The sequence below is a fragment of the Planococcus sp. MSAK28401 genome, from assembly GCF_018283455.1.
Lineage (GTDB): Bacteria > Bacillota > Bacilli > Bacillales_A > Planococcaceae > Planococcus > Planococcus alpniumensis.
On the sequence record NZ_JAAMTH010000001.1, the window covers coordinates 3,465,797 to 3,485,333 of the forward strand.

At 50.8% G+C, this 19,537-nt stretch carries 17 protein-coding genes and 2 riboswitches; of the genes, 4 read left to right on the forward strand and 13 right to left on the reverse strand.

All coding sequences use genetic code 11. From position 1 onward, the window contains the following. Positions 1-109: 109 nt before the first annotated feature. The 10 genes from G3255_RS17600 to G3255_RS17645 form a co-directional block, all read right to left on the reverse strand. Positions 110-1,126, reverse strand: a complete 1,017-nt coding sequence (locus tag G3255_RS17600) for an ABC transporter ATP-binding protein (RefSeq protein WP_211655658.1) — start codon at positions 1,124-1,126, stop codon at positions 110-112. Beyond that, complete coding sequence (locus G3255_RS17605) at positions 1,123-2,130, reverse strand: ABC transporter ATP-binding protein (RefSeq protein ID WP_211655659.1); 1,008 nt, start codon at positions 2,128-2,130, stop codon at positions 1,123-1,125. Before G3255_RS17605 ends, G3255_RS17600 begins: the two co-directional genes overlap by 4 nt. Positions 2,131-2,143: 13 nt before the next feature. Beyond that, positions 2,144-2,974: an ABC transporter permease gene (locus G3255_RS17610; RefSeq protein WP_211655660.1), complete on the reverse strand. Its 831-nt coding sequence runs from the start codon at positions 2,972-2,974 to the stop codon at positions 2,144-2,146. 23 nt (positions 2,975-2,997) lie between these two features. Next, on the reverse strand, positions 2,998-3,942 hold the full coding sequence (locus G3255_RS17615; RefSeq protein ID WP_211655661.1) for an ABC transporter permease: 945 nt from the start codon (positions 3,940-3,942) through the stop codon (positions 2,998-3,000). Positions 3,943-4,035: 93 nt separating this feature from the next. Further along, positions 4,036-5,616 (reverse strand): ABC transporter substrate-binding protein, encoded by a 1,581-nt coding sequence (locus G3255_RS17620; protein ID WP_211655662.1) that lies wholly within the window; start codon positions 5,614-5,616, stop codon positions 4,036-4,038. 279 nt (positions 5,617-5,895) lie between these two features. Next, positions 5,896-5,998: riboswitch (SAM riboswitch) on the reverse strand. Positions 5,999-6,098: 100 nt separating this feature from the next. Next, entirely contained in the window at positions 6,099-6,866 is a 768-nt protein-coding gene (locus G3255_RS17625) for an alpha/beta hydrolase (protein ID WP_211655663.1), read from the reverse strand. 158 nt (positions 6,867-7,024) lie between these two features. Next, positions 7,025-7,978: a homocysteine S-methyltransferase gene (gene mmuM, locus G3255_RS17630; RefSeq protein WP_211655664.1), complete on the reverse strand. Its 954-nt coding sequence runs from the start codon at positions 7,976-7,978 to the stop codon at positions 7,025-7,027. A gap of 42 nt (positions 7,979-8,020) precedes the next feature. Then, positions 8,021-8,758: an amino acid ABC transporter ATP-binding protein gene (locus tag G3255_RS17635; protein ID WP_211655665.1), complete on the reverse strand. Its 738-nt coding sequence runs from the start codon at positions 8,756-8,758 to the stop codon at positions 8,021-8,023. Then, positions 8,758-9,477 carry an amino acid ABC transporter permease gene (locus tag G3255_RS17640; RefSeq protein WP_211655666.1) on the reverse strand — a complete coding sequence of 240 codons (720 nt, stop codon included), beginning with the start codon at positions 9,475-9,477 and terminating at the stop codon, positions 8,758-8,760. Before G3255_RS17640 ends, G3255_RS17635 begins: the two co-directional genes overlap by 1 nt. Before the next feature lie 21 nt (positions 9,478-9,498). Beyond that, positions 9,499-10,311, reverse strand: a complete 813-nt coding sequence (locus tag G3255_RS17645; RefSeq protein ID WP_211655667.1) for a transporter substrate-binding domain-containing protein — start codon at positions 10,309-10,311, stop codon at positions 9,499-9,501. 125 nt (positions 10,312-10,436) lie between these two features. After that, a riboswitch (SAM riboswitch) is annotated at positions 10,437-10,546 on the reverse strand. Between the two features lie 199 nt (positions 10,547-10,745). On the opposite strand from G3255_RS17645, the gene solA reads away from it, so the two are divergent. Next, on the forward strand, positions 10,746-11,885 hold the full coding sequence (gene solA / locus G3255_RS17650) for an N-methyl-L-tryptophan oxidase (RefSeq protein WP_211655668.1): 1,140 nt from the start codon (positions 10,746-10,748) through the stop codon (positions 11,883-11,885). 332 nt (positions 11,886-12,217) lie between these two features. Here the strand turns inward: solA and G3255_RS17655 are convergent, their stop codons facing one another. Then, positions 12,218-13,276 carry a Gfo/Idh/MocA family protein gene (locus G3255_RS17655; RefSeq protein ID WP_211655669.1) on the reverse strand — a complete coding sequence of 353 codons (1,059 nt, stop codon included), beginning with the start codon at positions 13,274-13,276 and terminating at the stop codon, positions 12,218-12,220. Positions 13,277-13,697: 421 nt separating this feature from the next. Between G3255_RS17655 and ahpC the strand changes: the two genes are divergently transcribed. Both ahpC and ahpF read left to right on the forward strand, forming a co-directional pair. Beyond that, the gene (ahpC, locus tag G3255_RS17660; RefSeq protein ID WP_121299338.1) at positions 13,698-14,267 is read left to right on the forward strand and encodes an alkyl hydroperoxide reductase subunit C; all 570 of its coding nucleotides are present in this window, start codon (positions 13,698-13,700) and stop codon (positions 14,265-14,267) included. Positions 14,268-14,279: 12 nt separating this feature from the next. Further along, the gene (gene ahpF / locus G3255_RS17665) at positions 14,280-15,827 is read left to right on the forward strand and encodes an alkyl hydroperoxide reductase subunit F (RefSeq protein ID WP_211655670.1); all 1,548 of its coding nucleotides are present in this window, start codon (positions 14,280-14,282) and stop codon (positions 15,825-15,827) included. A 52-nt stretch (positions 15,828-15,879) separates the two neighbouring features. On the opposite strand, the gene G3255_RS17670 is transcribed toward ahpF, so the two are convergent. After that, entirely contained in the window at positions 15,880-16,362 is a 483-nt protein-coding gene (locus G3255_RS17670; protein ID WP_211655671.1) for a nucleoside deaminase, read from the reverse strand. A 91-nt stretch (positions 16,363-16,453) separates the two neighbouring features. After that, positions 16,454-17,641: a DUF4317 domain-containing protein gene (locus tag G3255_RS17675; protein WP_211655672.1), complete on the reverse strand. Its 1,188-nt coding sequence runs from the start codon at positions 17,639-17,641 to the stop codon at positions 16,454-16,456. Between the two features lie 246 nt (positions 17,642-17,887). On the opposite strand from G3255_RS17675, the gene G3255_RS17680 reads away from it, so the two are divergent. Then, positions 17,888-19,264, forward strand: coding sequence for an outer membrane protein assembly factor BamB family protein (locus tag G3255_RS17680; RefSeq protein WP_211655673.1), 1,377 nt, complete (start codon positions 17,888-17,890; stop codon positions 19,262-19,264). The last annotated feature ends 273 nt before the right edge of the window (positions 19,265-19,537 follow it).

Sequence of the window (19,537 nt, forward strand, 5' to 3'; positions counted from 1 at the left end):
TAGGTAGATATTTCTACTTTTGTTAGCTAGAACTTTGCGAGGAACGCTGGCATCTTCATCGAAAAAAGCATCCTTCTCAGCACTCGTGCCGGGAAGGATGCTTTTTCTTCTATACATATAACGGATCTTTCGCCGCATTAGCCGGCTGTGTTTCGTCAAGCGGATAAAAACAGGCGACTTCCTGGCCCGAGAGCCCTCTTGGTTCGAGCGCCGGCACTTCATTTTTGCAGCGTTCAGTAGCCATCGGGCATCTTGTGTGGAACACACAGCCGCTCGGCGGGTTCGCCGGCGACGGAATCTCCCCTTTCAGCACGATGCGTTCCCTGCCGCGCTCAAGCAGCGGATCTGGGACCGGCACTGCCGACAACAAAGATTGTGTATACGGATGCTGGACTTTCGTATGGAATGCTCCTCGCTCCGATTTCTCCATCACTTTTCCTAAATACATGACAGCCACGCGGTCGGCCAAATGATTGATGACAGATAAATCATGCGCGATGAAAACATAGGTCAAGCCCAATTGCTTCTGCAGATCCTGAAGCAAATTGATGACTTGCGCCTGCACCGAAACATCGAGTGCGCTGACTGGCTCATCGCAGATCAGCAGTTCAGGCTCCAGGGCAAGGGCGCGGGCAATGCCGACACGCTGCCGTTGACCGCCTGAAAACTCATGCGGCAGTTTATCGTAATGGGTGTCCGGGTTCAATCCGACGAGTTCAAGCAATTCCTTGACTCTCGATTCCAGCCGCTCGGTCTTTTTATAAGCTTTCAATGGCGCTGCTATGCTGTCCCCGATTTTCATCCGCGGATTCAAACTGGTGTAAGGATCCTGGAAAATCATCTGGACATTGCGCCGCATGTCATGAAGTTCTTTTGCGTTCGCTTCTGCATAATCTTTTCCGTGGAACAGGATTTCGCCCGCTGTCGGTTGTTGCAGGCCGACGATGCTTCTCGCGAGCGTGCTTTTCCCGCAGCCCGATTCGCCGACGATGCCGAGTGTTTCGCCTTTTTGGACTTGGAGGTCAATGCCGTTAAGCGCTTTGACGTAGCTTTTCTCGCGCTGCAACAAACCTTTTTTGACGGGGAAATGGACATGCAGCCCTTTAATATCCAATAATGCGCTCATGTTGCCAGCACCCCTTCCAATTGCTTTTTCTGTTCTTCGAATTCATTGCTTGAAAGAATGCACGCTGCCGAATGTCCGCTTTCCCGTTGTTCAAGCGGCGGATCAACTTGCCGGCATGCGTCCCGTGCGAACGGGCATCTCGGTTCGAACGCGCATCCCGGCGGCCGGTCGATCAAACTCGGCGGCTGGCCGTCGATCGGGATGAGCCGCTCCGGGCCGCCTTCGCGAATGACCGGGACCGAACGCAAGAGCGACCACGTATACGGCATGGAAGTCCTGTAGAAGATATCTTCAGCGCTTCCCGATTCGACGATTTTCCCGGCATACATGACTAGGATGCGGTCGGCCAAATGGGCAACGACGCCGAGGTCGTGCGTGATGACGAGAATAGCCGTGCCGTATTTTTCCTGGATGCCCTTCAGCAAATCCAAAACTTGCGCCTGGATAGTGACATCCAGCGCCGTCGTCGGCTCATCGGCAATCAATAATTTCGGGTTGGAAGCAAGCGCCATGGCGATCAACACACGCTGGCGCATCCCACCAGAAAATTGATGCGGGTAGCTGTTCATGCGTGCTTTGGCATCGGCAATACCGACGTCTTCCAATAACTCGATTGCTTTTTCGCGTGCTTGTTGTTTCGACCGTTTTTGATGCGCTTGTATGGCTTCGATCAATTGCTTGCCGATTTTGGAGACGGGATTCAAACTCGACATCGGATCCTGAAAGATCATGGCGATGTCGTTGCCCCGCAGTTTTCTCAGTTCTGTTTTGCCCATTTCCAACACCGATTGGCCTTCAAAATGAATCGTGCCTTGCGGATACATTGCAGGCGGTTCCGGATTGAGCTTCATCAAGGAATGGGCGAGCACGCTTTTCCCGCTCCCTGACTCCCCGACAATGCCGATCGTCTCCCCTTTTCGGATGGAGAAAGACACGCCGTCGACTGCTTTTACGAGGCCGCCCGGTGTATCCAGATGGACATGAAGATTTTCTACTTGCAGCATTCGAATACCCCCTTCAGGCAAGCTTCGTTTTGCGCTTGCGTTTCGCTTGATGTGGATTAAAACTGTCTCTTAGCCCATCGCCGAGCAAGTTCAAAGCCAGAACGGTAATGACGATCGCAAGGCCTGGGAAAATGGAATACCAAGGCGCGATGGTCACGTAAATCTGTGCTTCCTGCAGCATATTGCCCCAGGTCGGCGTTGACGGGTTGACCCCCACGCCGAGAAAGCTGAGCGCCGCTTCCGCTAAAATCGCTTTAGCGAAAATGAAGGTGCTTTGGACGATGACTGGGGAAAGAATATTCGGCAATACATACTTGAAGATGATCACCGCATGGCTCGACCCGGTCGTCTGGGCGGCTTCGATATAGGATTGGTTTTTCACTTGCAGCGTTGCCGAACGGACGACTCTGGCCATAACCGGGAAAAACGCCAGCGTCAGAGCGATGATGATATTTGTGATGCTGCCGCCAAGTGCCGCGACTAGCGCCAGCGCAAGGATCAGCGCAGGAAAGGCCAAGAAGCCATCGATGATTCTCATCAGCACGAAATCCACTTTGCGGAAATAGCCGGAAATCAAGCCGATTACTGTGCCGATCACCGTCGACAGCACCGCAACGATGACGCCTACAGACAAGGACACCCGGGCCGCGACGATGGTCCGCGAGAAAATGTCGCGCCCGAAATCATCCGTGCCGAACCAATGCGCCGCTGAAGGGCCGGTCAAGCGCTGCTCCGGGGAAATCGCGGCCGGAGAAAATGGCAGCCAGGAACTTGCGGTGATGGCCGCAAGCGCAGCGACCACCAGTATGGAGAGCGCCAGCAGATTCGTTTTCTTAGTAAACATCGGTTTCGTCTCCTTCCAAATGGTCAATCATAGCGAATGCGCGGATCGAGGAATGTGTACAGCAGATCCACCAATAGATTGACGAACACATAAATGCCGGCAATGAACAGCACAATTCCCTGTACGACCGGGTAATCGCGCCGGTGGATGGAATCGACCAAGAGCTGGCCGATGCCCGGGATCGTAAACAAAGTCTCGATGATGACCGTGCCGCCGAGCAAGCCGGCCACTGTAGCGCCGAGCACCGTGGTCGTCGGGATCAAGGCATTGACGAAGACGTGGCGCATCAATACTTCACGTTCCTTTACGCCTTTCGCGCGCGCCGTTTTGATGTAATCCTGATTGACCGAATCGAGCATGCTGTCGCGCAGCATACGCGCGATGATGCCCACTTCGACGATTGCCAGCACAAACGATGGCAGCAAAATATGGTGAAGCCATACATCCGCCCCTTCCGCAAACGGCACATAGCCGGCCACCGGAAAGATCGGCAGCGCAACGCCGAAGCCGAGCACCAATAGCGTCGCGAGCCAGAATTCCGGGACCGATACGCCGAACAAGGAAACCGATGTGAAAATCGGATCCAAAACGGTTTTGCGCAACGCGACGATGAGGATCGCCACCGGAATGGCGATAACGAGCAAAATCACCGTCGACAGCGCCATCAAGCTGAAGGTCGGTCCGAAGTTCTCAGCAATCAGCGAGGTCACCGATTGCGAAGAATAAACGGAGGTTCCAAGATCCCCTGTGATGACTTGTGAAAACCAATTGAAGAATTGGACATAAAGCGCTTGGTCCAAGCCCAGTTCACGCTCCAAATCAGCAATTGCTTCCGGTGAACTGTCTTCCCCTAAAATGAGGAACGCCGGGTTGCCGGGCGTCAGATGCACGATCATAAAGACGATAACGCTGACGACCAGCATGACGGGAATCACCGACAACAGCCGGCGAATCGTATAGTTCAGCATTGCGTGTTCCCCCTTCTCCATAAAAGGAAGAAAATCGCCAGCATCGTTCCTGACGATTTTCTTCTCTTAGTTATCCTGTTTGATGGCTCGTTGTTAATTGGTTTTATACGTATTCCAGAAGCGCGGGCCGTACCATTCGCTATAGTCGTGGAGATCGGTTGTGCGCGCATTCAAGTTCGAGATGTTCGTCACTTTTTCAAACGGCAATTCTTCGTAGAGCGTTTCGTTCAAGCCGGCGAGGATCTGCTGTCGCTCTTCCTCGGATTCCGCTTGTGCCCACTGGGCGATTTGCTCCTGCCATTTCTCGCTGTTATACCACCCGCTGCTGTTCGAATCCTGGCTCAACATGCCTGCCTGGTTCGGCGAGAAGAACGGGGACCATCCGACGACAACTAGATCCCAATTGGAAGCCTCTCCCCATTTCTCAAGGTATGTTGCCCATTCGTAAGATTCCAGTTCGACCGCAAAGCCGGCTGCTTCAAGCTGCTGTTCAGCGATCTCGGCAATTTTCTTATAGTCGTTGGAATCGCTTGAGAAGATGATCTTGATCGGCTCGCCGTCGTAGCTGCTTTCTGCCAATAGGCGTTTCGCTTCTTCCACATCGTAAGACAGGAAGCCTTCTGTGTTTTCTTCCGAATACAGGGCGGTTTGGTTCGGCGTGAACAACGCGCCGTCCAACTCATAAAATTCCTCGTTGCCGTATGTCGCTTTGGCAATCGCTTCTTTATCGAGTGCCGCGTTCAATGCCTGGCGCACTTGCAGGTCATCGAACGGCGCTTCCGATTTATCCGGCGTCAACACCGTATAGCCATTAGTGGCTGTGCCCGGTTCAATGTTCGGCGTGCTTTCGATCACTTCGTACAAATCGAGCGGAACTTCATCCCCAAAATCATAAAGTCCGGTTTTCAAGCCATTGACGACCACTTGAGGGTCTTTGACGATTTTGAAATGAACCGAATCCACATACGTTTTTTTCTCGCCCGTCAAACCGCTTGTCTCATCGGTTCTTGATGCGTAGTCATCGTATTTGGAAAGCACGATTTCGTCGCCGCGCTTCCACGAATCAAACTGGAATGGCCCAGTGCCGATATATTGGTCATGGTCGAGCGGCTTTTCGCCGGCTGCTTCAGCGACCGCTTTCGGCAAGATGACAGCGGCCGATTTCGGGGCAGCTAAGTCGGAAAGTAAAGAGCTATAGGCTTTGTTCAATTGAATGGTCAATTGCGAGTCGTCTGCTTCCACGGACTCAACGTGGTCGTTGGTGATCTTGCCGACAGATGATACTTTCAGCCACCGTTCGATGGACGCTTTGGCATCTTCTGCCGTTACTGGTTCCCCGTTATGGAAAGTCACGCCTTCGCGCAAGGTGATGGTGTAGGTTTTTCCATCTTCGCTCACTTCGTAATCTTCAGCGAGCAGCGGCGCAGCTTCGAAATCCTGGTTCAAGGCAAACAAACCTTCATAAATATGCCAGCCGATTTTGCGCGCGGCACTTTCGCCCGTATACATCCAGTCCAATGTGTTCGGATCCGCGCTGATCGCCACGTTCAGTTCCCCGCCTTCTACAGGCTCTGAATTTCCGCCGGAAGTTGATGGACTTGCTTCCCCGCCGGAACAGCCGGCCAATCCGATAAGTGCAATTAAAGTGATAACTAAAAAGATAAAATTTTTCACGATGTTCCTCCTTATAATTGAAAAAATGATGATGCCTCGAGTATGTATGCAACTGCCTAAAAGCCTATCCAAGTTCCCAGATTTTCAATGAAGCGCCGAAGTGTTGATGCGCCAATCTGCCGCTCAAGCTCCGACGGTATTTCGAAAACCATTTGTCCACTGAAGGCACCTCCTTCATCAAAAATAATTTATCTTACCTGTTTACTTGGTTTTAACGTAATAAAAAACCCCTTCTTCTTTTTGACAAGAAGAGGAGCAGTTTCACACGTTCGATCGCCTCTCTTATCTCTGTACACACGGTACAAGGAATTAGCACAGTGCCGCGTGGCGGTCTGCTGCTTTGACGTCCCAGGGCCAGTCCCTCAGTCAATCTCGATAAGATGATTAAATTGTAAAGTTCATGTTACGGCCCTTGATCTGGCTTGTCAACATTATTTTGAATAAATTGAATTTATTTACATGGAAATGAAACACGATTTGATTTACCCTTGCCCGCCAGCCGGCAAGACATTAGCCTGTGCAATCCATTCAAGAGATTTGGCGACGATGAAATCTAATTCATGGTCCATGGAAGCGATGTGATAGGAATCATGGAGTTCATATTTGGACGCGTTTTCTGAACCGATTTTGCCAAGAATATAATCGGTGTTAGCTGGCGGCACAACATGATCTTCAAGCGACTGGAAACAAACGACCGGGCAGCGGACTTCGCCGAGTTTTGCGCGGACAGCATCCATATAGCCGAGCAATTGTTGATACGCCTTGACCGGCGCTTGCCCATAAGTGATTTCTACCGCATCCGCTTTTTTAATATCGGGCGCATCTTCTGTGACATAATCATGGGCCGGCTTCGTGCGGTAGGTTTCAAACTGCGGAATATCGATCGCTGGGTTGATCAACACGAGACCCTCGATTTCAGGATGGCAGCTGGCCAGATCCAAGCTCAAGGTGCCGCCCATCGATTGTCCGATGACAAAGACCGATGTGCATGACTGCTTGAGTTCTACATAAGCCTGCTCGATACTCGCGAACCAGTCGCCGTAAGAGAACTGTTCCAGATCCTTGAAATGTGTGCCATGGCCCGGCAGCCGCGGACAGGAAACCGTATAGCCTTGTTTGCCGAGTGCTTCGCCTAATTCTCTGACGCTTTGCGGCGTGCCGAGAAAACCGTGGCATAATAGGATGCCGGTGCTATGTCCTTTCAAAAAGAAAGCTTCCGCCCCTTGAATGACAGGATATTGTTCGTTCATGCAAACCCTCCTTTAGCTGTTTTAAAAGTAAGGAGGCCGACTTGCTGCCTCTAATGTGACGTACTGCGTAAAAAAGCTTATTCACATTAGACTATATTTAAAACCTACTTGTCAACTAGGTTTTATAAAATGGACGATCACTCGCACCACAGGCTGCTTTAAACTTCGGAAGCCTTCCCTTGGCGGGCCCAGTTGGCGATCGTTGCAATATCTCCTGGGGTCGTGCTGCAACAGCCGCCGATGATGTCAGCTCCCGCTTTATGCCAGGCTTGCGAATTGGCTAAAAATGCACCAGCCGACGGTTCTTCGCTCCAGGTTTTGCTTACCGGGTCGTAAGTGGCGCCGGAATTCGGATAGACGATGACCGGTTTGGAAGACGCGCTTTTCACTTCCTGGATTAAGGACTCGATAAACTGCGGCGCTGTGCAATTAATGCCGATTGCCGCCACTTGCGGTCGTTCCTCGAGCCATTTTGCACAATCCGCGATCCGCTCCCCGTCACTGATATGGAACTCATCTTTCGCACTGAACGTGAACCAGGCAGATACTTGCGGAAATTCTTCCAGCACGCTTACGATCGCTTTCGCTTCCGTGAGGCACGGCAAAGTTTCACAAGCTAACAGATCCGCCCCTGCTTCCACCAGCACCCGGATGCGCTCTCTGTGAAATTCGGCCAATTGCTCTTCCCCGATCGCATAGCCGCCGCGGTATTCAGAGCCGTCCGATAAAAACGCGCCGTACGGGCCGACCGATGCTGCCACTAAAGGCTTTGGCCTGCCTGATTGGTTCGCTGCCTCGTCCCAAAATTCATCTCGCGCTTGTGTTGCCAACTCGACAGACTTTGTGATCAATGCGATCGCTTGTGATTCTGTCAGCCCTCTTTCTTGGTAGCCTTCGATGGTCGCCTGGTAACTGGCTGTAATGGCGCAATCCGCCCCCGCCTGGAAATAATCCGCATGCACTTTCTTGATCAACTCCGGGTTCTCCATCAGGATTTTCGCTGACCATAAGGAATCATTCAAATTGCATCCGTAGTGTTCAAGCTCTGTCGCCATGGCCCCGTCCACAATCAGGACCGGGAACTCGTTCAATATCTGTTCAATCGGGTTCATTGCAAACCATCCTTCCGCTCTCAGTCGTTTTACTTTATTCCCTCAGCCTTGGACGGCTTTACCTAAAAATTGTCTCGTTCTTTCAACGGCGGGCTCGGTGAAAATTTGCTGTGCCGTGCCTTGCTCAATAATGACGCCGTCTTCCATAAAGATGACGCGGTCCGAAATTTCGCGCGCGAAACTCAATTCATGGGTCACGATGAACATTGTTTTGCCGGTGTCCGCGACGCGCCGGATGGTGGCCAGTACTTCATCGACCAGTTCCGGGTCCAATGAAGAAGTCGGTTCGTCGAATAACAGCACTTCCGGGTCCAAAGCCAGCGCACGGGCGATGCCGACACGCTGCTGCTGGCCTCCGGACAATTGCGCAGGGTAATGGCTCAGTTTGTTCGACAAGCCGACCCGCTCGAGCATCTCGATGCCTTTCTTGTCGGCGGCGTCTTTTTTCATCCGCTTGACGCTCGTCAAACCGACGGAGACATTTTGCAGCACGGTCAGATTCTTGAACAGGTTGTATTGCTGGAACACCATGCCCGTTGCGGTCCTGAGCGCGAAAATCTCCTTTTTCTTGGCGGTGGCCGCATCCACCCGCTTTCCGCCGATTTCCACGATGCCGCTCGTCGGCTCCTCTAAAAAATTGATGCAGCGCAACAGCGTCGATTTCCCGGAACCGCTTGGCCCAAGGACCGCCACCACTTCGCCTTTTTCGACGGTTAAATCGATGCCTTTCAAAACATGCTGGCGATCGTAATATTTATGCAGCTTCTCCAATTTGATCATCAGGCAATCCCTCTTTCATATCGGCGTGCGCGTTTCTCGATCTTCACCAATAAGCGCTCGACGGCAATGCATAAGATCCAATAGACGACCGAGACGGCGATATACACTTCAAAGAACGCCAAGCCGCGGGAGCCGAGGATTTTTGCCTGCCCCATGATATCGATAACGCCGATAATGAACACGAGCGAAGTGTCTTTGATCGTGCTGATGAACATATTGCCGAGGTTCGGGATCGCCACCGTTAAGGCCTGCGGGAAGACGATCTTCAGCATCATCTGCACAGGCGTCATGCCGATCGCTTTGGCCGCTTCGAACTGCCCGCGGTCGACCGATTCGATCGCCGAACGGATCGTCTCGGATAAATACGCGCCCAAATTGATGGAAAAGGCCATCAAGGCATAGAATTCCGGCGCGATGCTATTGACATCCGCCGACTGAAGCCAGCCGTATTCGCTCTGGAGAAAATAAATGATTTTCGGAATCCCGTAAAACACCAGGTAAATCTGCACCAATAACGGTGTGCCCCGGATAAAGGAGATATAGATCGACGTGATGACGCTGAGCACAGGCACTTTGTAGATTTTAATCAATGCCGCTGCCACGCCGATGATTAAACTCAATAGCAGCGAGCCGACTGCGATGCCGATCGTAACCGGCAGCCTGGAGATAATGGCAGGAAAGCTCTCGATCAAGAAATTCAAGTCCAGTAAATTTTCCATGGTTTCTGTCCTTCCGCTAGCTTATTCAGGGATGTAGTCGCCGCCGGTCCATTTCTTGGACAGTTCGGACAAGGTGCCATCTTCTTTCAGCTGTTTCAAAATCGGGTCGATTAAGGCTTTCAGCTCTTTTCCTTTTTCTTCGTCTTTCAAGACGATGCCCATATCGTCATTAACTAAGGACTGGCCGACAATCTCCACGCCGAGTTCATTTTTTTCCAGTACCGCGTTCATCATGATCGGGTCGTTGACGTAAGCATCTACGCGTCCGTTCTGCACATCCTGCAGAATTTCCGATGGGTTGCCGCTTTCGCTGTATTTCAGTTCGATCGGCTCTGCGGCGGTTTCGTTATACTCCTCAAGCAATAAAGTATAAGAATCGCCTGCCAACGCCCCAACCGCTTTGCCTTCCAAATCTTCAATCGTTTGGATGTCTTCGCGGCCTTCTTTTACTGCGATGACCGTTTCCGCTGCGAAATACGATTCATCGGTAAACAAATATTTTTCTTGGCGTTCCGGCGTTTTCGCTACTTGGTCGGCGATGGCCTGAATTTTATTCGACTCGAGCGCAAGGAACATGCTGTCCCACGGTACAGCGACGTATTCGAACGTATAGCCGTCCAATTGTTCATCGACGGCTTTCATCATGTCCACGTCATAGCCCGTCAGTTGATTGGCATCATCCGCGAAAGCGAAAGGCGGATAATCATTTTGCGTTCCGACGCGAATCACTTGGTCTCCTGTAGCGTTCGCCGTCTCTTCCGATGAACAGCCGGCAAGTGTTCCGGCAAGACCTACTAAACAGGCAGTTGCGAATACATAAGCGTTTCTTTTCATAATTCAAGCTCCTTTTGGTGTGTAGTTTTTTACGATAGGGCTGGACTTTCCGCCTTATGTAGAGCGCCTGCCCTCCTTTTGGATGCAAAAAAGCCTCTTTCAATAGGAAAGAGGCTTCGACCAATTTCTTATCTCTCAGAATGAATACATCCTGCAGGAATTAGCACCTCTCATGAACATGCATGATGGTTGCTGGACGTCATAGGGCCTGTCCCTCAGTCTCTCTGGATAAGTTATTTAATTTTTTTAATATATTAACGATAGTATTTGAGATGGTCCTTGCTGTCAAACCCTTTTTAAAATAAATCAAAATTTCGCATAAAAATTCAAGAGCAAATTGACAAAGCGTGCTGCATTGAATACCATCAATTTAATATTCAATTGTTGCCGGGTTGGGCGGCATGCATTCAATACAAGAGCGGAGTGAACACAAGATGAGCGAGGAAACTATTTTCGACGTCGCCATCGTCGGTGCCGGCACGATGGGGATGGCCGCCGGCGCCTTTTTGGCACAGCAAGGCAAGAAGACATTGGTGATCGATGCATTCGACCCGCCCCATGCGAACGGCAGCCATCACGGGGACACCCGGTTGATCCGCCACGCTTACGGGGAAGGCAGGCATTACGTTAGGTTAGTGTTGCGCGCGCAGCAATTATGGGAAGACTTGGAGAAGCAGACCGGCTACAAAGTGTTCGATAAGACCGGCGTCATCGGGCTCGGCCCGGAAGACTCGCCTTTTCTATTGGAAAGCATTGCAGCCGCCAATAGCTACGGCTTGCCGCTCGAAATATTAAGCAGCGGCGCCATCCAAGAAAGATGGCCGGGCTTCACTGTGCCCGAGCATTTCATCGGCTGCTACGAGGCGCAGGCAGGCGTGTTGTACAGCGAAAATGCCATCCGTGCCTATAAAAAACTGGCGCTCGAAAACGGCGTTCACTACGTGCCGAATACACCCGTCCAGCACATCGATATACAGGACGGGGATCGCGTGAAAATCTCCACCGGACAAGGGGTTTTCTATGCTGAGAAAGTGATCGTCACAGCCGGTGCATGGGCGAAGAAGCTGCTGCCAGACCTGCAATTGCCGATCCAACCGACGCGCAAAGCGGTCGGCTGGTTTGAAGCACCGGAGATGTACAATGCCGATCAATTTCCCGGTTTTTTTGTGGAAGGCCCCGAGATGATGTTCTACGGCTTCCCGAGCATCGACGGCGCTGGCGTAAAAGTCGGACGCTCGGATGGCGGGCAGCCAATCGACCCGGACGAACAAACCCAGAACTTCGGGCAATACGAATTTGATGAGGGCGACTTAAGAAGATTCCTGGACCTGTATATGCCAGAAGCGAGCGGAGAATTGAAACAAGGCAAAACGTGTTTATACACCGTCTCCGACGACCATAACTTCATCATCGACCGCCATCCGGACAACGAGCGCGTCATTTTCGCCTGCGGCTTTACCGGCCACGGCTTTAAATTCGGCAGCGTCATGGGCGAAGTGTTGAGCCAATTGGCAATAGACGGCCACACCGAATTCGACATCGCCCCCTTCTCACTCAACCGTTTCAAACTATGAGCGAAATGAAAAAAGAGTGTTGAAGAAATTAGTGATTCACTATGGATAAAAAGAAAATCACTTATTCTACATTTTAAGATCAATGTTCTACCTAAGTATTTGGAGAAGCGTTCGCTCGTAACCCCTTCTGCTCAATAATGCTACGCATTACTTTCGCAAAGATAATGTCTCCCGTAGGTCGACCTTATCTTTCCAGTGGTAAAGCGAGACGACCGAGACCCCGCAAGACGCGTAGCGGCTGAGGAGGCTTGGGCGCGAGCCCACGGAAAGCGAGCGATAAGCTTCGGAAAATACGGCTTCTTAACTTTTCTCGACAAGCAAAGAGTCTCTCCTTATTGATAAAGGAGAGACTCTTTTTCGATGGTGACCACTTGCTTGGTGTCGGCTGCTTCCATGATGCCCAAAATGACTTTTAGTGATTTCAAGGCATCTTCTCCCGTGACGATTGGTTCCTGGTCCAGGCGTATCGAATCGACGAACGCATCAATGACACCGCTCGGAGTCTGGTTGTCATTCGTTTGAATCGCTTCCAGCTGGTAGTTCACTTTCTCGCCGGATTCCAGGATGAGTTCCAGCTGATACTCGTCGTCGTGATAGATTTTCATGATGCCTTTCTCGCAATACACAACGGTGCTGTTGTCCTCTTCCCCGTAATAGGTCCAGGAGAAGGCAGCGTTCCCGAGACGCCCTTTTTCGGTCGCCAAGCTGCAGACAAGGTTGTCGCATACTTCAATCGGCTCGCCGTTTTCATCCGTTTTGTGCAAAGCTCCCTGAAAGGCGCTCACTTGAATGATTTCATCATCGAGCAGGTAATGCAGCAAATCGATTTTATGGATGCCGAGGTCGCCGCCGACGCCGAAGCCCGAGCGCTCCTTTTTGAAGAACCATGTCGATTTCGTTTTATTGATGCCCCAGGATTCTGGGCCTGAATGCCCGAAAGCGGTGCGGAAGGTCAAGATTTTCCCGAGTTCTCCACTGGCCAGGATTTCCCGTGCTTTTTGGTGCGCGCGCGTAAACCGCTGATTGTGGTCGACCATCAGTTTCTTGCCGGATTTTTTCTGTGCCGCCAAAATTTCCTTGGCATGTTCAATCGTTAAGGAAATCGGTTTTTCGCACAGCACGTGCTTGCCGCTCAATAGCGCTTGTGTCGAGAATAAATGATGATGTTCATTCGACGAGCAGTCACTGATGGCTGTGATCTCGGGATCGTTGAACAATTCCTCGACGCTTTCCACATTCCGTCCGCCAAACAATTCGACCATCGCTTCGGAACGGTGGAGATTTCGGTCGTAAAAGACGATTTCATCCACATATGGATTCGCTGTATATTCCGGTGCGTGGCGCATTTTCGTAATGGCGCCGCAGCCAATGATGCCTACTTTCATGACCATGCCATCCCCTCGCTCTTTTATTCCTATCATAAACGATGCTGATGAAATTCCATATCCCCATCTTCTTCGACACTTCACTATCAATTAGGGAGCAGTAATGAGAATTTTATAGTCAATGGACTTTTATCATATTCTGAAATATTTGATTGAAATTAATTTCACAATCTTTTTCCGTTATTTCATTTCCATGTGAAATACGGGAAACGGCACTCATTCATTAGGTTTTATAATTGATTATAAAGAAAACGTTTACAAATCAGGGTTCTCTTTGACAAAATATCCGTTTCATATGACAATGGAAATAGAATTAGAATTATTATAATCAGATAACGATATTAATTGAAGCGGCCCGCTTCGATTAATTTTTTTTGCGTTGTCGGTTATGGTCATTCTAAAAAAACATTCAGGAGGTAATTATTTTATGTCTTTGATCGGAAAAGAAATCCAACCATTTAACGCGTCAGCTTACCAGGCGGCGAGCGGCGACTTTATTGAGGTCACAGAAGAAAACATGAAAGGCCAATGGAGCGTTGTGTGCTTCTACCCAGCAGACTTCACGTTCGTTTGCCCAACTGAACTTGAGGACCTCCAAAGCCAATACGCGACATTGAAAGAGCTTGGCGTGGAAGTATACTCTGTTTCTACAGATACTCACTTCACCCATAAAGCTTGGCACGACCATTCAGATGCAATCGGCAAAATCGAATACACCATGATCGGTGACCCGTCGCAGCGCATTTCACGTGGATTCGATGTTCTTAACGAAGAAGAAGGCCTTGCACAGCGCGGCACATTCATCGTTGACCCAGAAGGCATCGTCCAAGCTGCAGAAATTAACGCAGACGGCATCGGCCGCGACGCAAGCACGCTTGTCGGCAAAATCAAAGCGGCACAATACGTGCGCAACAACCCAGGCGAAGTATGCCCGGCTAAATGGGAAGAAGGCGGCGACACATTGAAGCCAAGCCTTGACCTTGTAGGCAAAATTTAAGGAGTTTTGACAATGATACTAGATGCGCAAATCAAATCTCAATTAGAGCAATACTTGCAGCTACTGGAAGGCGACGTGCTGCTCCAAGTGAGCGCCGGATCCGATAAGGTATCAACAGATATGGTCGATTTGGTGGAAGAACTATCCGCCATGTCCCCGCGCATTCAAATGGAGCGCACGGAGCTTGAGAGAACCCCGAGCTTCAGCGTCACCCGTCCTGGAGAAGTAACGGGCATCACTTTTGCCGGCATCCCGCTCGGCCACGAGTTTACGTCGCTCGTCCTTGCCTTATTGCAAGTGAGCGGACGTGCGCCGAAAGCCGACGAAAAAACGATGGGACAGATTAAAGCACTCGAAGGCACATACCATTTCGAGTCTTACATCAGCTTGAGCTGCCAGAACTGCCCAGAAGTCGTGCAATCACTTAATTTGATGAGCGTCCTCAACCCGAACATCACGCATACGATGATCGACGGGGCTGCCTTCAAAGAAGAAGTCGAAAGCAAAGACATCATGGCTGTTCCGACAGTCTTCTTGAACGGCGAATCGTTTGCAAGCGGCCGCATGTCGCTTGAGGAATTGCTTGCGAAACTCGGCAGCTCACCAGACGCTTCCGAATTCGAAGGCAAAGATCCGTTTGACGTGCTCGTCGTCGGCGGCGGCCCAGCTGGTGCCAGCGCAGCGATCTATGCGGCTCGTAAAGGCATCCGCACAGGCATCGTCGCGGAACGCTTCGGCGGCCAGGTGATGGATACCTTGAGCATCGAGAACTTCGTCAGCGTCAAGCACACGGAAGGCCCGAAATTTGCGGCCAGCCTCGAAGAGCATGTGAAAGAATACGATATCGAGCTGATGAACTTGCAGCGCGCAAAACGCTTAGAGAAAAAAGAGCTGTTCGAGCTTGAACTCGAAAACGGCGCTGTCGTCACAGGCAAAACCGTCATTCTTTCAACAGGTGCCCGCTGGCGCAATATTGGCGTTCCGGGCGAAGAGGAATTCAAGAACAAAGGCGTGGCCTACTGCCCGCATTGCGACGGCCCGTTATTTGCCGGCAAAGACGTCGCGGTCATCGGCGGCGGCAACTCCGGCGTCGAAGCGGCGATCGACCTTGCAGGCATCACGAATCACGTGACGGTGTTGGAATACAACGCAGAGCTTAAAGCGGATTCCGTTTTGCAGGATCGCCTGAAGAGCCTGCCGAACGTCACGGTGCTGACAAATGCCCGCACACAGGAAATTACCGGCACCGATAAAGTGAACGGCATTTCCTATATCGACCTTCAAAGCGGCGAAGAAAAGCATGTCGAACTATCCGGCGTCTTCGTCCAAATCGGCCTCGTGCCAAACACCGACTGGCTCGGTGACTTTGTCGAGCGCACCGCGCACGGCGAAATCGTCATCGACCAGCGCGGCGCAACGAATATGCCGGGCGTGTTTGCGGCAGGCGACTGCACAAACATCCCGTACAAACAGATCATCATTTCGATGGGCTCTGGCGCAACGGCTTCATTGAGCGCATTCGACCACCTCATCCGAAGCGATATCCCTGTTTTGGTGTAATAAAGACAAAAGGACTGCGAAGAGAATTTCTTCGCAGTCCTTTTTTATGTGCTTACCGCTTCGCTTCGTGCAAGCGCCGATGAAACTGGTGCACTTGTTCTGCAAGTTCCGGCACCGGTCCGTCGATGTCCGGGTCTGTCAGGATTTCCGGGATGGACAGATTGCGGACAGGCGAAGGCTCCGCGCCGAGCTCTTGCATCCACTCGCCCAATTGCTGTGACGAACTCGCGTAGACGATGCGGCCGAGCCCGACCCAGCCATGCGCCGCTGCGCACATCGGGCAATGCTCGCCGGACGTATAGACAGTCGCTTGCGCCCGTTCTTCCGGGGCTAGATGCTCTGCCGCCCAGCGTGCAATTGCAAATTCGGGATGCTGCGTATGGTCGCCGCCTGCCACATGGTTATGGTCTTCAAACAACACCTCACCCTGTGACGATACGAGGATTGAACCAAACGGCTCGTCCCCTTTTTCAAGCGCCTGTTCGGCGAGTTCTACGCAGCGCTGCAAATATTGCAGATCGGTTTCTGAGATCATAGTGGTCCTCCTTTTGAGTTCCTATAGATTATCTATAAGGATTTTACCCGTTCAACATTCAGCATAACCGTAAACAATTTGAACAAGATTGTTACTCCAACTCTTCCTCCGCCAATAATTTAAACCCTTCCACTACCGTATCCTCTTCGACTTCGATCAGGATGCAGCGCCGGCCATTGTAATTGACTTGTTTGACGTAACGTAAGTCTTCGGGGCCGATCTTGATTTCCGCGACTTTCGTGTTGATCTTGATCGATTTGGCCCCGTATTTCGGCACGATGTGGCTCGCTTTCATCTCGTACTGGCGGTCATCGGTCACTTGCTGGAAAGCCTGTTCCACTTTCTCCGTGCTGATGTCTTTGATGCCGCTCGCCTTCAAGACGCGCTCGACTTCCTTGGAATCCAGCATTGGTGCCGGCTCGTCCTCGTCTTCCGCTTCCACTTCGAGCATGCTGTTGATCTCGTCGTAGACGCCCGCGAGCGTTCTCGAATTGACTTCATCGCCAATCACTTGCTTGACGATTTCTTCAAAGACTACTTTATCGTCTTCTGCAGTGGTGATTTCGTCGCCGTTCAGCACGTTTTCGATAAACTGGAAATCCGGCTTATTGGCCTTTGCCGCGGAATACAAGATGCGGTTAACATCTGCGGCGCTGTTCGTGAAACTCGGGAACAAGAACCCGCCGACCGGAGACGACAGCTTAATGACCGGGTCCGCCATGATGTTCGACTTGAATTCCTTTTCGATAAAATCAAACACCAGCGACGATTTCGGCAGTTCGGTCTGGTTCATGCTGCTGAGGACGAACGGCGTCGTGTACACTTCGTCGCGCATTGCGGCTTCCGTCTCGTCAGGCTCGCGTTTCGTCGTCTTGAAATACGTGCCGCGGATAAAGGTGATGACCATGTCTTTCTCGTATGGCGTTTCTTCAACCATCTTCAAAGCGACACGCTGCATATTTTCTTTCCAGCCTTCTGCATCGTCCGCATGAAGCCCTTCGTACAGTAAATGCTGCGTATGGTCCACTTGCCCTTCTTCGGGGCGCTGAAACTTCACTTCGAACAGCTTGATGTCGAGCTTGCCTGCTAGCACTTTCTTGAAATTGGCCAAAAACAGCTCTTGCTGCTCCCGGTCGAGCAAGGAAAACGAACGGCTCTCCTCGTGGAAGATCTCACTTGTGTCCTGCTTGATATATACATTGTAAATTTCGGCGATTTTCAGTAAATCCGTCTCCAGTTTGAATTGCTTGCGGATCTCGGCAATGTCTTTTTTATTCATCTCTATTTCCAACTCCCAGCTAATAGAATCCATGTTTTTGCAAAAAAAGAGCATCGAAAGCCTGCGCTTTTGACACTGCTCCATTATACCAGTTGAACGGCCTTGCATGTACGATGCCCGCAATTCACAGGCAGCCTTTCGCACAGTAGCTCTAGCAGAAACCGTTTGGATTTGCTGCGCAATAAGCTATGATGTCTGGAAGGCGTATCAATAAGAAACCAATGTGGAGTGAGGAGCATGCAGGATATGGGCAAACGAATTGAGCATGAAATTTTATGGCAAGTCAAAACAGGCGATGAACCGATCTATTCCACTCCCATCTTCGCCACCTTCAGCAAGGGCCAGCGAGTTGTCATCTATCAATCCTGGGATTGGTACATCTACGTCCGGGAAGTGGAAACCGGGCAATTAGTTTGGCGCTATCTCTTCGGGGCGCCGAATTACGGGCGCCCTCAAGCAGCGGATGTGGACGGCGACGGCAACATCGAAATTTTCGGCGCTTCCCATGACGGCCATGTTTACTGCTTGAATGAACAAGGAGAACGCGTCTGGTTTCACTCAAACCTCTATTACCGCGAAGGCAGCGGACAAGTCACGTCAGCAAGCGAATGGGGAATTACCGATTCAACAAAAGAGTGGGCGGCCAATTCGTTTCTGAGGATGGATGGCAACCACGCCGAGCTCGCTATCGTTTCGGGGCCCGGCACAGGACAAAGGCGGAAAATCAGCGGCACCGAAACGGACACCATTTGGATCGAAGAGGCGTTCGACACCTTGCCCGATGCCACATCAACTTACGAGATCCACCCTTTTCACGAATCCGATGTGTATTACCAGCATGCCGGCCAGCTGGTGAAAGAGCCGGACGGTTGGTACCTATATACAACTTCTTTTGATAATCAATGCGTCAAACTGAAAGCAAGCACCGGCGAATTGATATGGAAATTCAGCTCACTTGAACAGAACGAACCGTTTCCGGCAATCGTGGATATCGACGGAGACGGAAAACTGGAATGCCTCTTCAATAGCATCGACGAGCATGTCTATTGCCTAGACGCGGAAACCGGTTCGCTGAAATGGCACAACCATGCCGGGTTTGGCATCGATTGTTTCGGGAGCTATGCCGATATGGACAACGATGGCGTTTACGAATACATCATCAACGGACGGGGCGGCAGGACGCTTTATCTAGACGGCGTTACGGGCGAGACGAAATACAACTCGACAGATTGGTCAGTTTGGGCGACCAGCGAAACCAACTCAAGAGCGACGGTCTTCAATTACGAACCGGACAAAAAAGCGGTGGTGTTCGGCGGCTTGGCTGGCTTCCTCTATTGCTTGGACGGCCAGGCGAATACCATTTGGCGAACCCACTTGGCTGCGAATATGCGCGGGTCGACGACTGTCTTGGATATCAATTCGGACGGAGAGCCGGAAATTCTGGTTCCAGATATGATGGGCACCCTTACGATTCTCAATAAATATGGACAAGAAATCGGGCAAGTACATGTCAAAGGCGGCATTGAAGGCACGCCGCTTGTCGGCGATTTAGATGGAGACGGGAAAATTGAAGTATTCCTAACTAGTCTCGATGGCTATGTGAGCATGATCAGATTCATCTAAAAAATCATATACTTTTCCATATCGAATATCTCCTCCATATGAAGCAGTCTGAATCCGATAATCATTCGGATTCAGGCTGCTTTTTTAAAGTCGTTTGCCATCATCTGTCCCCTATCTGCGAGAGAAACCCACTTTTAAATTCAAAAAACAATAAAAAAGACAAATTATATTAATTATCTATTTTACTTTATTTAAAATCATGCACATTTACCTATTTATAAAATAAATATTAATTCTTTTTAAATTCTATTGACACTTTACTACTACACTAGT

Bases quoted from the DNA above. Each gene is read 5' to 3' on its own strand.
- G3255_RS17600 (WP_211655658.1), bottom strand. From the start codon at position 1,126: ATGAGCGCATTATTGGATATTAAAGGGCTGCATGTCCATTTCCCCGTC.
- G3255_RS17605 (WP_211655659.1), bottom strand. From the start codon at position 2,130: ATGCTGCAAGTAGAAAATCTTCATGTCCATCTGGATACACCGGGCGGC.
- G3255_RS17610 (WP_211655660.1), bottom strand. From the start codon at position 2,974: ATGTTTACTAAGAAAACGAATCTGCTGGCGCTCTCCATACTGGTGGTC.
- G3255_RS17615 (WP_211655661.1), bottom strand. From the start codon at position 3,942: ATGCTGAACTATACGATTCGCCGGCTGTTGTCGGTGATTCCCGTCATG.
- G3255_RS17625 (WP_211655663.1), bottom strand. From the start codon at position 6,866: ATGAACGAACAATATCCTGTCATTCAAGGGGCGGAAGCTTTCTTTTTG.
- mmuM (WP_211655664.1), bottom strand. From the start codon at position 7,978: ATGAACCCGATTGAACAGATATTGAACGAGTTCCCGGTCCTGATTGTG.
- G3255_RS17635 (WP_211655665.1), bottom strand. From the start codon at position 8,758: ATGATCAAATTGGAGAAGCTGCATAAATATTACGATCGCCAGCATGTT.
- G3255_RS17640 (WP_211655666.1), bottom strand. From the start codon at position 9,477: ATGGAAAATTTACTGGACTTGAATTTCTTGATCGAGAGCTTTCCTGCC.
- G3255_RS17645 (WP_211655667.1), bottom strand. From the start codon at position 10,311: ATGAAAAGAAACGCTTATGTATTCGCAACTGCCTGTTTAGTAGGTCTT.
- solA (WP_211655668.1), top strand. From the start codon at position 10,746: ATGAGCGAGGAAACTATTTTCGACGTCGCCATCGTCGGTGCCGGCACG.
- G3255_RS17655 (WP_211655669.1), bottom strand. From the start codon at position 13,276: ATGGTCATGAAAGTAGGCATCATTGGCTGCGGCGCCATTACGAAAATG.
- ahpC (WP_121299338.1), top strand. From the start codon at position 13,698: ATGTCTTTGATCGGAAAAGAAATCCAACCATTTAACGCGTCAGCTTAC.
- ahpF (WP_211655670.1), top strand. From the start codon at position 14,280: ATGATACTAGATGCGCAAATCAAATCTCAATTAGAGCAATACTTGCAG.
- G3255_RS17670 (WP_211655671.1), bottom strand. From the start codon at position 16,362: ATGATCTCAGAAACCGATCTGCAATATTTGCAGCGCTGCGTAGAACTC.
- G3255_RS17675 (WP_211655672.1), bottom strand. From the start codon at position 17,641: ATGAATAAAAAAGACATTGCCGAGATCCGCAAGCAATTCAAACTGGAG.
- G3255_RS17680 (WP_211655673.1), top strand. From the start codon at position 17,888: ATGGGCAAACGAATTGAGCATGAAATTTTATGGCAAGTCAAAACAGGC.